Below are 16,521 nucleotides of genomic sequence, written 5' to 3'. Positions count from 1 at the left end.
CCAGCATGCGTAGCCCTCAGGCGGGCGTCGATGCGATGGCATACACTCGACCAAGCCAAAACTACGAACGACGTGATCTGCATTGTTCGACCCGTCTAAATTACCTAGGCGAAGAAACGTGCTTTGTTCTGTAGCGTTGACGACTGGGCCGAGCATCCGTCCTCTCTATGTCAGTTAGATGTGGTCAGTTCAAAAATCAACGTTGCGGCGGCAAGCAACTGGGTCTATTGACAGGTAAAATATGGACGAGCATATTGGAACGATGGGAAAGAGATCGAATCGAGAAAAACTGTTGACGGAAGGCTTTCGTGTGCTGCAGGAGCGCGGATGCGCAGGCGCGAGCGTTCGAGACATTATTGGCGCCGCGGGAGTGTCGCAGGGGTCATTCACATATCACTTCAGGTCGAAAGAAGATTTTTTCCTGAAAGTGCTTGAGATATACGTTGCTAAACTTCGGCGGACGGCGGAGGAGACCCTACTCAATGGCGAGCTGTCGCCGTTATCGCGACTCGGAGCCTATTTAGAAGCTCGTGTAGATTACGTGGGGGGGTTTGGTGTACAGAAAGGGTGCATGCTTAGCAATTTTAGCGTCGAGGTGAGCGCTCGCAGTGAGAGCATCAGGCGCCGACTCCTCGAGGTCTTCAATGAACTTCAGTCTTACGTTGCCGGGTGTCTCCGCGACGCCGTTACGGCGGGAGACTTGCCGGAGGACTCGGCATGTGACGAACTCGCGGTGATGATTGTGGACTTAATGCAAGGTGCGATGTTGCGCAATCGGATTCATCGCGACAGTGCTCATCTGCAGTATGTGAAGACATCGCTCATGCGAGCTGTTGTTGGCCGTTGCGAGCGGCACGTCAGTGCAACCCAGTGGCCAACCTGACGCGTGTTTCGCGATGTTCCCTAATTGCTTCGATGGAGCGGCGATTTTTTGCTACGCGCTGGGTTTCCCCGTGGTAAGCCTCTTTATCTGAGCCGAATGGTGTTCGGTTTTACCGTCGATTCTCATGACGATTGAGAATTCGATTTATAGAAGATTGGAAGCGCGTGGGAGATCTAGATGAACTGGTCTTACCCCACGGTTCACCGAGGCACTTCAGTCTTTGGATGGAGCGCGGAGTCGGCAACGAAGAAAATCGGCCAAAGGAGCGACCGATGCAACAGGAAGTGCATGACGCAGAAGAGATTGAAGCCTTGTGTTTTCGACTTTTCGACGGTTGGTGCGAACGACGAAGCGTCATCCCGCTCGCATATCTTATGCATGCGTGGCCAATCGTGACGTCTGACGGTTTTTCAAATAGGCGGATTCAAACTACCTTAAGAGAGCTTCAACAATTTCATCCGGATTCGCTTACACCCGCGGAACATCTGGATATCAAACGTGTGCTGACGGTCGGACAGCGCTGGACCAGCGGAAATCCCGACGGCTATCAGCCAGGCAAGCGAAATCTAACGAGGGGGCTTGTTCTTCTCAGTCAATCGACTCAGTCGATCAAAAGTCCGGCGACAGAGTCAACGTGTCACTGCGCGGAATCGACTGAATCAAACGGGGCGTACATCTTGAATCCGTCTTGTACAGAAGCCTAATGATTTCAAAAATTTTTGTGCGGAGGGACTTGTTGACAATTTTGCTTTTTGATAGGAAAGTTGTTCGTTAAGTATGCGAACAATATCAAAGATGCCGGGGAGTAAGTCGTACTATTGCTCTCGCGGGGTTTCGCATAGCGGGCGGCTTGCGAACATTGGTTGTCGACTGCCCGGATGCGCGGGATAAGGGCAGATGAGATAAGACTGTCAATCCCTTAATTCTCGATCGCAAGTCTCAAGAATGCAAAAACGCATGCTGCATCGGATCAATGACGCACTTTCAATTTTTGCGTGGGGACGAACAATGATAAAACAGTCGCGTGAGCTTTTTAAAATGAAACGATGCGGAAGATGGCTAAAGGTCGGACAATTGTTTGCGAGTGGATCGCTTGCATGTTTGCCGCCAAATTTTCCGGACCGTTACGCATGACGGCTCGCTCACCGCATGGCTATAAGGGTAGGCACTCAGTAGCCGGCATCAATTCGGCCGATACGCACCTCTCGAGCTCACTATTCGAGGAGATCGCGAGGACCGCCGCGCTCGTTTGTCAGGTGCCAATCGCTGCCATTACGTTTTCTGACCCAAATTTGCGATGGCTGTATTCAGAAATCCAGATATCCCACGCGGACTGGACGGCTGCCGAAGCGGCGTTCCTCCCTTGCTCGCCCATTAGAGATCGTGGCAAAGCAGTGGCCGAAACAATTGAGGGTCCCCGCTGTTCCCAAAAACCATTCGCGCTTGATGGTATTGACATCCGTTTTTATGCGAACGTCCCCATTCATCTTGGGACGGAGGACCGTTGCGTTGGAATTCTTTCGGTGGCGGCCTGCGAGGCTCGTCAGTTATCCGATGTCCAGATGCTCGCCTTGGACAGCCTGGCTCGGCTTGCCCTCAATTCTCTATTGAATTCATCTCCTCTCGCTGGTGCTTGGATTGAAGGCGAGGCTGACTCGAATCGGAACTCTGAACTGGATTTTGTCTTGCTTGCCGACTGTCGCGGAAGAATCGATTACGCTAATCCGACATCTGCTCGCTATCTGGAGAGCATCTCGCTTCGTCTGGCCGACATCAACCTGCGCGATTTCGTTGACCCGGAACATTGGAAGTCGGTCGATACAGCTATTAGCGGAGCGATTGAGGGACGACTAAGTGCGCCTTTTGTCGTACGCATGGCAGGAAGTGAAAATATTGATAGATGGATGCGATGGACTTATCAACCGTTAGCGGAAATTCAAGGACGGACTGTGGCAGTCTATGCAGTCGGGCATGACATTAGTGAATTAAGGCAAGTGGAGCTCGCGTTAGCAAAGAGCGAGCGGCAACATAGACTACTGTGCGAATGCACGCCAGCGCTGCTCCACTCGATGGATGCACACGGTAACATTTTCAGCGTTAGCGATTTGTGGCTTTCCACGCTCGGCTATAGCCGCGATGAAGTACTGGATCGACCTTGGTCCGATTTTCTGACGCCGGCGTCGCGCGAGTACACCCACTCTGTCGTGCTTCCTGAGTTCTTTCGTGTTGGCCATTGTCGCGGCGTGGAGTGCGAGATGATGCGAAAGGACGGCAAGGTAATCGACGTCCTATTGTCCGGCGTCGTGCTGGATCGGCACCCCGACGGAACACCATTGCGGTCCATGGCCGTTGTCGAAAATATTACAGACCACAGAAAAATGGAGGCCACTTTATGTGAGGACGAGCGTCGATCCCGCGCGCTTGTCGAAAATCTTCAAGCAGGATTCGCGGTGCTGGAGACTATAAACGATGAAGCCTCAAAGATCGTTGACTTTCGGTTCGTCGCGGCAAATGCGGCGATAAGTAAGACGAGCAACTTTACGCCAGATCTTCTAATCGGGAAAACCGTTTCCGAGGTAGTAGGCAGATCGGGTAAGCCAAGATGGGATTGGCTCGGCACGTTCGCGTCGGTCGTGCACACTGGCGATCCGATTGCGCTGCAGGATGTGCCGACGTCGTCGGGTGGCTGGGTCGACATGGTTGCGTATTGTCCGGGTCCCGGTCAATGTGCCGTCCTGCTCCTTGATATGACCGAGCGAAAGGAAATGCAGTCTACCCTTGCGAAACAGCACCAGTTATTGCGGGTGACGCTGCATTCAATTGCCGATGGTGTGGTCACTACTGATGAAGAAGGTCGCGTCACGTATCTTAATCCAGCTGCCGAACGGCTAACGGGCTGGTCAATCGAACATACGGATAGATTGCGCCTGAAAGATGTGTTTGATGCGCGCAATGAACGGACTGGTGAACAGGAACTGGATCCAGTCATGCAATGCCTCACGGAGAACCGTGTGGTCGATAGCGCCGACAGTATCGTCCTGATATCGCGGAGCGGCAGGGAGCACGTGTTAAATACTTCTGCGGCCCCGATCGTGAACACGGACGGGCAAGTCCTGGGGGCGGTGTTGGTGTTCCACGATGTTACCGAGCAACGTCGGCTCGCGAAAGAAATGAGTTATCGTGCCACACACGATGCTCTGACCGGACTATTGAATCGCGCGGAATTTGAAACACGACTTGAGCGCATGCTCACCGATGCGCATGAGACAGGTAGCGAACATGCGATGCTGTATATCGACTTAGACCAATTTAAAGTCGTGAACGACACATTCGGTCATATCGCCGGTGACCAAATGCTGCGGCAGATAGCGGCACAATTGGGACAATGTATCCGGACGAGCGACACACTGGGCCGGCTAGGAGGCGATGAATTTGGTGTCATCCTCGAGCAGTGTGATATGGAGTGGGCGAATCGGGTCGCCACCCGAATCTGCCAACACCTTGACGAATTCAGATTTATTTTTAGCCAACGACGTTTTCATATTGGTGCAAGCATCGGTCTTGTGCCCATTGACAATCGATGGCCAACGATTGCGACCGTGCTTCAGGCTGCAGATAGTGCTTGTTACGCCGCCAAAGATGCTGGACGTAACCGCGTGCACTCGTGGTTTGACGCGGATGAGGTAGTGCTGGCGCGACGCGGCGAGATGCTATGGGTGACTCGCTTGGAGCAGGCCCTTGACGAAGATCAATTCGAGCTGTACGCCCAACTCATCGAAGCTATTGACCCGGCGGACAACGGCGTTCGGTGCGAACTTCTGCTGCGTCTTCGTGAGCCTGACGGAAGTCTGGTCTTGCCCGGAGTTTTTCTTTTGCCGGCTGAGCGCTTCCAGATGGCATCACGCATTGATCGTTGGGTAGTCAGGCGAGTATTCGCATGGATGGCGAGTCACCGCGGTCGGTTGAGACACGTGAAAAGCATTTCAGTCAATCTTTCGGGCCAATCTATCGGCGATCGTAGCTTCCATCGCTACGTGCGGGACTTGGCTGACACGTTTGATATCGAATTAGATAAGCTGTGTTTTGAAATAACAGAGACAGCCGCTATCACGAATCTGCCCGTGGCAACAGAATTCATTGAGTTGCTGCAATTGCAGGGCATAAGTTTTGCGCTGGACGATTTTGGCAGCGGTGCGTCGTCTTTCGGTTATCTAAAGGCGTTACCTGTAGATTATTTGAAAATCGACGGACAGTTCGTCACCAATCTGGACAAAGATCCCATTGATCGAGCAATGGTGCGCTGCATTAGCGACGTAGCAAACGCACTAGGCAAGCGAACCGTCGCAGAATTCGTCGAGACCTCAGCCGTTGCGGCTTTGCTGCGAGACATGGGTATCGACTACATACAAGGGCACTTTGTTCATGCGCCGGCCCCAATGGATGAGGTTCTAGCGGGAGCTGACGGGTAGGAACGAAGAGAGTAGAGCGTGCGTATCAGATCGGCGATCCAGCTTGCCGTGAAAATCGGGTTTGATCGCGGATTACAACCAATGTTGTGGGAATCACGTCCCGTGGTCGGGGAGATGATGACTAAGTTCTCGATTCAGACTGAATACAAATATCCTGAACGTCGATGTGCCTGGTTGGCATGTTCACCACTCTCTAGAGTCGCTTGGTCAAGTCGGTCGAACCGCGCCGAATGTTCCGCAGATCATCGTAATGTTTGAGCCGATCGTCGGGCCGAAGAATCGGGTGGGCTTAATGTGCAGTATTGCAGTACGCCGCCTATGACCCGCGAGTCGCTTCCGAATTGCCCAATGCGATGACCTCTCGGCGGGATTCCGGCGAATGTGCTGGAGGGCACGGTGACGACGTTGGGAAAGGGCCGCGGCGAGTTATTAGCATGTCCTGCCGTCCGATGCATGTGGCCTGAAGTCGATCAGTTGCTACGCGCCGTCTTTGACGCGCACTTCGACTGGAGCAGTGCCAGGTCGGTGGTGACGATAGGCGACGAGATGGACCTACGCAGAAGTGCCGTGCCCTTCAAGCCTTTATCTGTGAACCACACAATATTGTGATCGAGATCGTGGTCAGACTTTTGAAACGAAGTTGGGGCATTCCGCCTTTGGGGCATTAGAGGATGATTGATGGACCATTTAGAATCTTTGCGAATTTTCTGTACTGTTGTTGAGGTGAAAAGCTTTACTCGTGCTGCCGAAAAGCTAGGGCTGTCGATACCGAAGGTGTCCCGGGCCGTCACGGATCTCGAACAAAAGCTTGGAGTCCGGCTCTTACAGCGTTCAACGCGTCACATTTCGATGACTGAGGCGGCAGAACGTTTTTTTGTGGGATGCGAGCGTATTCTTGTCGAACTCGGTGCGCTCGAGACGGAGGCGCGACATGGAACGACAGAACCAACTGGAGTGTTACGACTCGTTGCACATACGACGGCGACGGTGAACGTTCTTGTGCCGTTGATCGCAGACTTCAAGACGCAGTTCCCCTCCGTGCATCTCGATATCACGCTCACCGAACGGTCTGTTGACCTTGTCGAGGATGGTTTTGATTTAGGTATTCTTTTTCCGTTTATGCTGACAACGGATCGGATGATCACGCGGTTTCTTACGCGCCTTCCAATGGCGATGGTTTCGTCTCCGGCTTATCTCGCTTCACGTGGTCAACCACAGACGCCGGACGATCTTGTGAACTTCAATTTTGTGGCGATTTCGCCCTCCGTGCAGGCTCCTTTGCTGCGTTTGCGACGAAACGATCAAGAAGACACGATCAACGTCAATGTCGAGATCGCCTCCAACAATTCTTCACTGCGAAAGGAAATGGTAGTTCGGGGATTCGGGCTCGGCGTATTGCCCGAACCGTTGATAAACGAAGAGCTTAAGGACGGAACGCTGGTTCGCGTCCTAGACGGCTATAACGTCGTCGAAAGCGGCAATGAGCTGCGTCTTGCATATAGCGCTCGAAAGTTTATGCCGGCGAAAGTTCGTGCGTTTGTTGATTTTGCGACTTCGTATTATGGGATTGAACAGAGTAAAGAAGATGGCGAGTCAGGATAGATGTCGCAACCCGCCGGATTGTCAATTTCGCAGTCGGAGTAAGAATTACTCATAGCGTCGCCTCATCTCTCTATCGTGCTTACGGTATGGCTTGTGCCGTGCAGGACGTTCATGGATGGGGCGATGGGGTAAAGTAACTTACATCATCCTTGCTTGCGGCGTCAGGAATTCCAGCAGCATGGTGTCCATAGTCCTCTGGAATTTAAAGCGGGAAATATCTGCATTTACGCCGTATTGAACGTGCAAGATTGATACTGACCGCAGAGAATCCCTTGTTAACCTCAACTGGGCAGGGGGGGAAGCTGTGACTGGAAGAATTACAATTTCTGGCCCGAACAACTTTGATCCTGCGTGATTTTTAGCCTCCGTTAATTCGGGTTGGCGACAGCATTCTGTGCGGACTTGGACAATAGCGCTGATTCTCGCCTAGCGAAACGCCCAAGACCGCAAAATCGCCGTCTAAGTTTGCCCTTCAAGCGCTTGGACGTCGTCGGGAATCGGGACCCAGCCCTGCGCGCTTTTCATCCAAATGAACTGAGCTGGTCGGAGCCAACTTGTGTCATCGAGAGTGCCGGGCTTGATGGAGAGTACCTCCTGCACTGACTTCAGAGCATGATAGATGCGGACGCCGCATTCGGGGCAGAACACACCTGTAACCTCACCGCCGCTGTCACCAAGACGCGCAAATTGCTTCGTCGCGCCAGTCAATGTCAGACTATCTTTCTTTACCACCATAAACATGCCAAAGGCGCTGCCTGACTGACGCTGGCATTCTTTGCAATGGCATGCAGCAAGGCGGATTGGTTCCGACGTCAATACGTAACGCACAGAGCCGCATTGGCAGCCGCCGGTGTAGGGTGCGGGCATGTTGTCTGCTCCAGTATTCATTATCAATTGGTTGTAAGGGGCTACCTTGCTTGAGGTAGTGATTGATGCCTTCCTCTCGACCTTGTACGAAGGCGATAGTATGCATCGGTAAAAGAACTGACGAGGGCACCATCTACCCTCGGCCAAGCCAGAGCCTCCTCAAACAGACAGCCTCCAGACCAGCGTTCCAGGCGGCAAAGTATTGGCGCGCTGGATCGAGGTTCGTGGCCTATGCTGGCGCAGTACCGCAACCAACCCTGGAGTCAGCATCAGCTCGAAGGGAAAACGATTTTACTGAATTGATCATTGTTTCCAAGATATCGACGCACTTTCACCGGACCTTCAAGTTTCAACAACCAATCGATAATTGGCTTGAACGCGCCATTCGCGAGATCCGTGATAACGAATTATGCCGCGACCATTCAGCGTACGTCGGCGCCGTCGATAGCTAGATGTTGTACTTCTTGTAATGCTGATTTCTTGCCGATCATACCATCGCAGCGGCATCAAGGGTGTCTTCTGGCGCGGGGTACGCCTTGGATGTAGGCGATATCGTGATTGATGGGTGCGAAGATCAACTTAAAGAATCTGAACCACTCAGGGAATCGAAGGCAACATGCGCTGTGGCTATTCACGATATGCATCGCTTCCGCAATAACATCTTGCTAGCTGATACAACGAGATGCGCCGCTCCGGCCTCGTGAAGCCGCTTTCCCTTCGAAGTGCGCGTCCACGCGCCGAGGCATTTTGGCCTGATTCGTAACCTGCGTCGTCTAAGCCGACCCTGTCAGAAACAAATGATTTAAACTTCTTGCCTTCTGGCAGCGCGTTATTGAATATCGGAAGCAAATTTTACCCCGTGGAAAACGGACCTTTTATGAAATTGCCATGTGTCGAGTGGCGTACTCTGAAGCTAGATCAGACCAGATCAGATCAGTTCCACGTCCTGTTGCGAAGCAATCCGCCATCCGGCAATTTTTGTGGCGAAAAAGTTAAGTCGACCAGCAGATCATGCTGAACCAACCCAGCTCAATCTCGATCGCAGGTGAGATCGTTCATGGGAAGCAGTTGTACAGTTCTACATCAAGTAGCTGCGCAAGCCGCGTATCAAGTTGTCCGTCAATGCGGAGCTGGATTCAATTCTTGCGGACGCTTCAAGGGAGTTTTGTCGCAGCTGACCCCACCTGACCGACCTTGCCTTCAAAGGACTGCGTTTCATCCGAGAAGGTGCCCCGATGAAACTTACAACGTCCTGGGTGAGTGACTTTCAGCTCTGCAATAGGGCGTTTAGCCGGCCGCAAGGTTAGAGGCGCTCACCGCTTTAGTCTAGGATCGGCACCGGAGTAAGTGGCGAGTCCGCAGCGTTCGGCGTGCTGGACCTAATGCTCGATCGGTGCGGGACCTTGACGTTGCGACTGTGGCGTGAAGCGCATGGATCTCCCAAAGAGCACATCCGCGTATATCTGTACTGGCAGTCGGCAAACCTCCGCGAGTCGTATGACGGGCCGATTTCGCAGCCCGCATGGGTCAGCGCCTCATGCTTGCTCTCACCGAGAAACTGTGCGCGAACGCGCGAAGAATGCCGATGTTCGCAAGTGACTTCGCGTCGGCCAGCGCGCGCTCTGATGTTGCAGGATTGAGCCGCGCGCGATAGTTTCTGGAGCAGACTTCCGGCAGCCGGCCCACAGGACGACCGAGCATTGTGTTTGAAGCGCCCCCGGACGGTCAGTTGAAACTCCCCCACTTATGGTCGCGCAAATTCCCCCACCCTGTGCAGCAGGACTAAGGGTTTTATTTAGCTGGTTTTCGATTTCCGCGCAAGCGTTTCAGCGGCTTCCTTGAGGCGATAGCTGCGGCCGTCGAATTCAAGCAGATGACAGTGGTGCATAAGACGGTCGAGAATCGTGGTGCTCATCGTGTTGTCGCCAAGGTATGCGCCCCAATCCTGCACAACGCGGTTGGACGTGACGAGAACGCTGCGATGGAGTTTGTAGCGTTGATGGATCAGGGTTTGCAGCAGCGCGCCGGCGGCCTCGGGGATCGTACGCGACAGGAACAGGTCGTCCAGCACAAGCAGATCGCTCTCGAGGATAGCCCGCAGCCGGGCTTCGCGCTGGGCAGTCGGGCTCAGCGCGTAACGGTTAAAGAAGTCGTCGGTCTCAAGATACTGCACCTTGTGGCCTTGCAGGACGGCCTGGTAGGCGACGGCCTTCGCAACGTGCGATTTGCCGGTGCCTGGTTTACCTATGATCAGCGCGTTGTCGCCGGCGGCGATGAACTTCAGCATGTGCAGCTGGAAGCAGGCCTGACGAGGCACTTTGGGATTGAAGCCCCAGTCGAATTCGGCGAGAGTAAGTTTCTCTTCGAGGCCGGAGAGCTTGTAGCGGCGTTCGATGAGCCGGGACTGGCGGCGATCCAGTTCGTCCTGCAGGATCAGTGCGAAGGTTTCAAGGAACGGCTGCTGGGAGCCTTGTGCTTGCAGTACGCGCGTTTCGAGCGTGTCACGCACGCCGGACAGGCGAAGCTGTCCGAGAGCCCGTTCGATTTCCGGTAACGTCATGGTCATGCCTGTGTTTCTCCCGTTGGAGGTTGAGGTTCGGCGCCGTGCTGCGCACCGAGGGTAAAGAGTTCGCCGTACTCGGCGGCAGGACGGATCAGCGGGTGATCCTGCGTGAGAGGCAGCTCGAGTTGCGGTGCCTGATCGAGACGCTCAAGTGCCTGTTCGAACAGCCGTTCGACGATCGCGCGCACCTGTTTGTAGCGGTAGACGTGATGACGTAACGCGTGATCGCAGGCCTGTTCAACGAGCCGGGCGGGATACTTCTTCGCCAGACCGACGATGCCCCACATGGCGCGGTGGCCGACGCGACCTTCGCTGTCGAACATGTGCTGGCACAGCGCCTTTGTTCGTGGCCCGACGTCGCCGGCGCTCGCAAGCAGGAAGGCGCTTTGGCGGGACGGATTGAACGGGCGTTCGTCTTCAGGCAGTTCAAGCGAACCGGCATTTACGGCGCGAGGATGCGTGCGCAGCAACGCCTGCGTCCGGCGATCGCGGATCTCGATGGTGGAATCGTAGATACGCACTGAAACGAGACTGCCGATCGGTGCAGGCCGCGCCGCATAGTTGCTGCGATCGATGTTGACAGTGGTATCGTCCCAGACAGTACGCACGACCTCCGTGAAGTAGCGAAAGCCGGTGGTCGGCAACGGCCGCAGATGCGGCCTCTCCTCCTGGAACATGGCCTCGACCTGTCGCCGGGTGCTGCCGTGTATGCGTTTGGCTGCCCAGTTCGCCTCCCAATGCATCAGGAATTCGTTCTGTGCTTCGAGCGACTCGAAACGGCGGCCGGCAAGCGCGGTGCCCTGCGTGTGTTGAATCGCGTTCTCGACGGTCCCCTTTCGATTCGGGTCGCGCACTCGGGCAGGGTCGGCGACGACACCGTAATGCTCGAGCATCGTCTCGTAGAGCCGGTTGATCTCGGGTTCGTACAGGTCGGGCGTGATGACGCCCTCCCGGAGATTGTCCAGGACGACATAACTGACAGCGCCGCCGAAGTAGCGGAAGGCTTCTTCGTGAAGCTGGGCCCAGACCTGCTTGCTGGACTTCCAGACCACGCGCCGGAAACTGCGCCGTGAGTACCGCAGGGTCATCACGAACAACCGCGGGCGCCGGTACCGGCCGCTCTTCGGATCGCGGGTCAGTGCGCCTTCCCCATAGTCGACCTGGGCTTCCTCGCCGGGGGCAAACTCGAGACGGTCGAACTGCTCGGGATCGATGTGACGCAAAGCGCGAACGAAACGCTTGACGCTCTCGTAGCTGGCTGCAAAGCCGAACCGGTCGACCAGATCCTGATAGATCGCCTGCGCGTTGCGCCTCAGGCGGACCTGCTGCTCGATCCATTCGCGATGCGGTTCGCTTGCCGAGCGCGCGAAATTGAACGTTGTGGTCTTGCCGGAATTGTCGGTAGCCGGTGGTCGCGGCGGTGGAGGAGTTTGCGTGACCGCCGCTTCAGAGCCGGTGGTCACCGTGGGGGAGTTTGCCGAAGCGGACTTCTCCGACGCGAAGATCGCCTGATAGCGGCGGATCGTCTTGCGGTCGATACCCGTGAGTCGCTCGATCTGGCGCTGGCTCTTGTTGCGTTCGAGTAATGTGAATACGGTGCTTTGCAGGTGCGGCTTCAAGACGTTCACTCCCTGAACTCCTTCTTGTTCGAAGGAGACGAAGATAGACGTCCTGCAACACCTCTCCCGGCAGCTTTAGTTGCTCAGCTGACGGGCGTCAGGTGGAGGAGTTTGAAGTGACCATACCCGGAGGAATTTGACCGACCGCCGGGGGGAGCGCCTCCACGAACTCGTAGCACTGGCTGCGACGCGGCCGGGCTCCGGAGCGAATCAGACAGTCACGCGACTGAGAATGTCACGTTTCTTTTTTTGATTGCCGGTTTTCGCGGCTCAGCCGTGAGAGCTTCAGTCGTTCCGCTGCGATCCTATCGTCTCGCTCAGGCAGGCGCTAAGATTGACCTGCGCCAACTGTTTGACGATGGCCTGCGCGATTGTCCCGAACTCCCACTGCCACAAGGCAGACCATTGAGGGGAAGATCATTCGACAGTGATCCGGACAGAGAATCTCTACGGCATGATGGTCAGTCGTTTGCGTACTGATGTACCAGTCCGGAAGTGTCGGCGACGGCATGCAGTGCAGCGATGTCCGAGATAATGATTTCCCGACCCATTTTCAGGAGAATTCCTTCCTCCACAAATCGCGCAAGTTCGCGACTCATGGTCACACGGGTCACCCCTACAAGGTGAGCAAAGTCTTCAACGCGGTGACTTTTTGACAGACGCGCGGTATTGTTCGCCTCCAGCGTTCCGTATGCATTGAGCAACTGGACGAACAGCGTCGCCACACGCACGCGCGCTGGCAGACCGGCATACATGACATGCATACATCCGAGGCGGGTCTTCTGCGCCAGTCGACGGGCTAGTTCAATGAAGATCTCGGGGTCAGCCCGACCGGCTGACATGATCGCGGCATTGTCAATCACGAGGACCCGCGAATCTTCAACCGCGACCGCGGATGTGTAACGCGGCTGCTCATCAAAGATGCCGTATTCGCCAAACGTTGTACAAGGTCCCGCAAATGCAACATCCCGGTCCGACCCGTCTATTCCAGTCATGAACACCCGGATTCGGCCTGCCAGCGCGTAGTAGAAAGATGTGGCAAGTTCGCCCTGACGGTACAAATGTACGCCGCGGGCGAAAATGCGTTCCATGCCCAGTTTGGCAATGCTGCGCGGGAGCTCCCTTACTTCCGGGAGCAAAAACGGGGAACTTGCTGGATCACGCGGTGCCGCTCGCGTCTGCGAAACTGTTTCTTCGCTCGGCTGTAATCCCGTCAAGGCTGCGGAAACCCGAACAGCCGTGAACTCGCCCGATAACCCGGTGCTTTGAGCATTCCTCATTCGACGCCTCCTTCGTTCCCTGCCAAGGGAACTCATCGCGCAGTATCGAAGGCGTTCCAGGTGGCTCTTCGCCTCTGTTCGGAACGCATGATCGACAGGGTCTCCATTGAGGTTACTACTCGATATCCGCAGCATCTCTGACCACTTTTCGCCAGAACCGGAGACGGGCTAACCTCGAATTTAATCTGTCGCTCGCTTAAGGATGCCTAATCGTCACGCGCCTGGCATCAGCAATTACACCTATCTTGCCGGTCAGTATCAGGGATCGATCTGATTTGATCAGACGAGACCATCGTGGCCGTATCTGTCCATTTCTTCGCCGCAACGCTGCGCCCTGTTTCGTGTTTGTCGCTTGACGGCGTCAGGTTCGAGATATTTTTTGATTCAACTGTCCATTTCGTATCCGCTGATACAGCCAACTGTAGAACCGGGAAATACAGTGGCATTACACGAACCACACGATGAATTTAATCGTGCTGTGCATCACGACTTTAACCTCAAGGTAAGGAGACTTTAATGAACGACACAGCCGTCAGTCTGTCCAGCCCCGAGACACTGGACATCCGATCTTCCAGTCCTATTCCTGGCACCCACGCCGCTTTAGGCGACGAGGTAACAGTGCACCTGCATCCGCAGGGAATTCCATTGTTCATCATGCCCGTCTCCACGCGTCTCAAGACGGATCTTGCGGCCTTTCGGACATGGCTGATTGATCACGAGGAGGTCATCGATAAGCTGCTGCTTCGGTTTGGCGCCGTGCGTCTTCGTGGATTTCCCGTCAGAGGTCCGGAGCAGTTCGGCGATGTGATGTCGCACTATCCCGTCGCCACTATGGGATACAAGGGCGGTGGGGGACCACGCGCAGCGATTGCAGGCAGAGTGATGGAGTCGACGCGGACAGAAAAAGACCGCTTCATTCCACTACATCACGAGATGTGCTATCAACGTCAATGGCCGCTGAAGCTTGCGTTCTATTCCAACGTGGTAGCAAGTTCTGGCGGAGCTACTACGATTGGAGATATTCGCCGCTTCGAGGCGCAGATTCCGCAGCGGATCCTCGACGAGGTGCGCAAACGCGGTGTACTTTATCGTCGCAATTTCCGCGACGGACGTGTATCGACGGAAGGCTGGAGCGGTCAACTGCTCAATATACACCGCCCCTGGCAGGAAGCTTTCTTCACCGAAGACAAGGCCGAGGTCGAAGCCGCATGCGAAGCAGGAGGACTGCAATGGCAATGGCTGGACGATGGCAGCCTGCAAACCGAAATTCGCAAATCCGGCTTCGTCACTCATCCGGTACATGGCACGAGCCACTGGTTCAACCAGATCAGCAACCTGACCGCGTTGCCCACGAGTGCTCGGCAATGGTACACGTTGACACCCGAGGACCAGCGCAACGGAGGACGTTACCCCAACGAAGTTCTGTTTGGCGATGGCGGCACGATTCCTGCCGAGGACGTCAAGCTGCTGCGCAAGATCGAAGACGAAATTCGCGTTGACGAGCCGTGGGAGGCGGGCGAGATCATGATGCTGGACAACATTTTGTGCACCCACGGCCGCACGCCGTTTGAAGGTAAGCGCGATACGTTGATTCAATTTCTAGGATCCGGGAGCAACGAATAAGATTCAAGAAATCTGCGAAGCGGGGCGCTGGATTGTTCCGTACGGATCTGGCCCCTGCTGCAGGCGGCTCGGGGCGTTCTGCTGAGTGACGGCGTATAGATTATGTCACTCGAGAGAATGTGAAACCTGTTGCGATTAGCGATCGTTAGGCTCTGCCTCAGAGCCTACATTTCAGGCGTGTCCGAGAATGACCTGATATTTAGAAAAACGTGAAAGGCTGTAATCGCAATTTCACGAGACGGAAATGACGAAGATGAGCCTCTGATAGGGCGCCGGAGCGCGGCGACTGGAGATTCAACAGAAGTTTGATCGAGCCCAATGTGATTGACTGGCTTGGCTCTTTTGAGTGAGATCGGATTTCCGTGTTTCTCAACCCAGGAATATCGACAATGACATCTACAACGGAAGGCGCCGAGTCTCGGGCGCAAGAGGAAGTTGGTTTTATCGGGCTCGGCGGGATGGGCCAGCCCATGGCTTTGAATTTGGCTAAGGCTGGCACAAAGCTCGTCGTCTGGAATCGGTCAACCGAGCGTACCGAGCCGCTGCGTGCCATCGGCGCTCGAGTGACGGAGTCTGCTGACGAAGTATTCAGGCAGACGAAAACTGTGATTCTTATGCTGTCGGATAGCTCGGTGATAGACGCAGTGTTGGGATCTGGCACGCCGGCCTTCGCATCGCGTGTCGCAGGGCACACCATCATAAGCATGAGTTCAGTTGCTCCGGATTACTCAAGGGGACTTGCTGCGAGCATCCATGCGGCCGGGGGGCGTTATGTTGAGGCCCCGGTGTCCGGTTCGCGAAAACCGGCTGAGGCGGGCCGTTTGGTGTCGTTGCTAGGCGGCGATCCTGAAATCGTCGCGAAAATCCGCCCAATGCTCGCGCCGATGTGCCGAGCGTCAGTGATTTGTGGTCCGATCGGCAACGCGCTGCTTATGAAACTGGCGGTCAATCTCTATGCAAACACGATGCTCGTCGGTCTGTCCGAAGCGATGCACTTCGCGGATCGAAACGGCCTGGACCTCAATACTTTTAAGGCCGCAATCGATTCAGGGCCGATGGCCTGCGACGTAACAAGTGTGAAGATTCCAAAACTCGTCGAGCGAGACTTCGCCGTGCAGGCGGCTACAGCGGATGCCTTTTCCAGTTGTCAGTTGATAGCTGATGCGGCACGCGCCGCTGGCATCGCCTCGCCTTTGCTCGATCTGAGTCGAAAACTTTACGCGGAAAGCGTGGAACTGGGTAATGGCCGGCTCGACATGATGTCCGTAATTCGATCCATCGAAGCACGCACAGCAAACCTTGGACGATGTTGCGAGGAAGCGAGTTGCCCTGCCTGCAACGTGGTCCATTGAAGGACGGCACTCTCAACTCGTCGTTCTCGATCGTCCTTCCGACCGTTAGCGCATTTTGCGCGAATGCGAATTTGTGCGGCCACTGACGCAAGGACAGCATCGAGAACAGGCCGTCGTCGCCCATGTCATCGACGCAGTCGTGGCGGCCAACTGACGACCAGCACCATGATGCGTTTCTCAAACACAGTCCATCCGGCAATTAGCGTCGTCGCCGACATGGGCGCTATCGGGCATCCGAATCAGGTGCTGTCCGGTTTGCTCAG

The 16,521-nt window shown here is 55.1% G+C and carries 10 protein-coding genes; 6 read left to right on the top strand and 4 right to left on the bottom strand.

The features are described from left to right. The first annotated feature begins 241 nt into the window (after positions 1 to 241). The 4 genes from ACUN0E_RS17450 (at position 242) to ACUN0E_RS17435 (ending at position 6,954) form a co-directional block, all read left to right on the top strand. Entirely contained in the window at positions 242 to 883 is a 642-nt protein-coding gene (locus tag ACUN0E_RS17450; protein ID WP_445567398.1) for a TetR/AcrR family transcriptional regulator, read from the top strand. Between the two features lie 272 nt (positions 884 to 1,155). Beyond that, on the top strand, positions 1,156 to 1,587 hold the full coding sequence (locus ACUN0E_RS17445; protein WP_445567397.1) for a hypothetical protein: 432 nt from the start codon (positions 1,156 to 1,158) through the stop codon (positions 1,585 to 1,587). A 393-nt stretch (positions 1,588 to 1,980) separates the two neighbouring features. Then, the gene (locus ACUN0E_RS17440; protein ID WP_445567396.1) at positions 1,981 to 5,352 is read left to right on the top strand and encodes an EAL domain-containing protein; all 3,372 of its coding nucleotides are present in this window, start codon (positions 1,981 to 1,983) and stop codon (positions 5,350 to 5,352) included. 678 nt (positions 5,353 to 6,030) lie between these two features. Further along, positions 6,031 to 6,954, top strand: coding sequence for a LysR family transcriptional regulator (locus tag ACUN0E_RS17435; protein WP_445567395.1), 924 nt, complete (start codon positions 6,031 to 6,033; stop codon positions 6,952 to 6,954). A 459-nt stretch (positions 6,955 to 7,413) separates the two neighbouring features. Here ACUN0E_RS17435 and ACUN0E_RS17430 read toward each other — a convergent pair whose 3' ends face one another. The 4 genes from ACUN0E_RS17430 to ACUN0E_RS17415 form a co-directional block, all read right to left on the bottom strand. Beyond that, positions 7,414 to 7,821, bottom strand: coding sequence for a GFA family protein (locus tag ACUN0E_RS17430; RefSeq protein WP_445567394.1), 408 nt, complete (start codon positions 7,819 to 7,821; stop codon positions 7,414 to 7,416). A 1,795-nt stretch (positions 7,822 to 9,616) separates the two neighbouring features. Beyond that, positions 9,617 to 10,387, bottom strand: a complete 771-nt coding sequence (gene istB, locus ACUN0E_RS17425) for an IS21-like element helper ATPase IstB (RefSeq protein ID WP_445567331.1) — start codon at positions 10,385 to 10,387, stop codon at positions 9,617 to 9,619. After that, a complete protein-coding gene (gene istA, locus ACUN0E_RS17420) occupies positions 10,384 to 12,012 on the bottom strand; it encodes an IS21 family transposase (RefSeq protein WP_445567332.1) in 1,629 nt (542 codons plus the stop codon). Before istA ends, istB begins: the two co-directional genes overlap by 4 nt. A gap of 452 nt (positions 12,013 to 12,464) precedes the next feature. Beyond that, positions 12,465 to 13,283, bottom strand: coding sequence for a Crp/Fnr family transcriptional regulator (locus tag ACUN0E_RS17415; RefSeq protein WP_445567373.1), 819 nt, complete (start codon positions 13,281 to 13,283; stop codon positions 12,465 to 12,467). A 516-nt stretch (positions 13,284 to 13,799) separates the two neighbouring features. Between ACUN0E_RS17415 and ACUN0E_RS17410 the strand changes: the two genes are divergently transcribed. Further along, the gene (locus ACUN0E_RS17410) at positions 13,800 to 14,906 is read left to right on the top strand and encodes a TauD/TfdA family dioxygenase (RefSeq protein WP_445567393.1); all 1,107 of its coding nucleotides are present in this window, start codon (positions 13,800 to 13,802) and stop codon (positions 14,904 to 14,906) included. Positions 14,907 to 15,295: 389 nt separating this feature from the next. Beyond that, positions 15,296 to 16,258, top strand: a complete 963-nt coding sequence (locus ACUN0E_RS17405; protein WP_445567392.1) for an NAD(P)-dependent oxidoreductase — start codon at positions 15,296 to 15,298, stop codon at positions 16,256 to 16,258. The last annotated feature ends 263 nt before the right edge of the window (positions 16,259 to 16,521 follow it).

The sequence above is a fragment of the Paraburkholderia sp. D1E genome (assembly GCF_052682275.1).
Note: the sequence above shows the minus strand (reverse complement) of the source record. Positions and strands in the feature narration are given on the sequence as shown.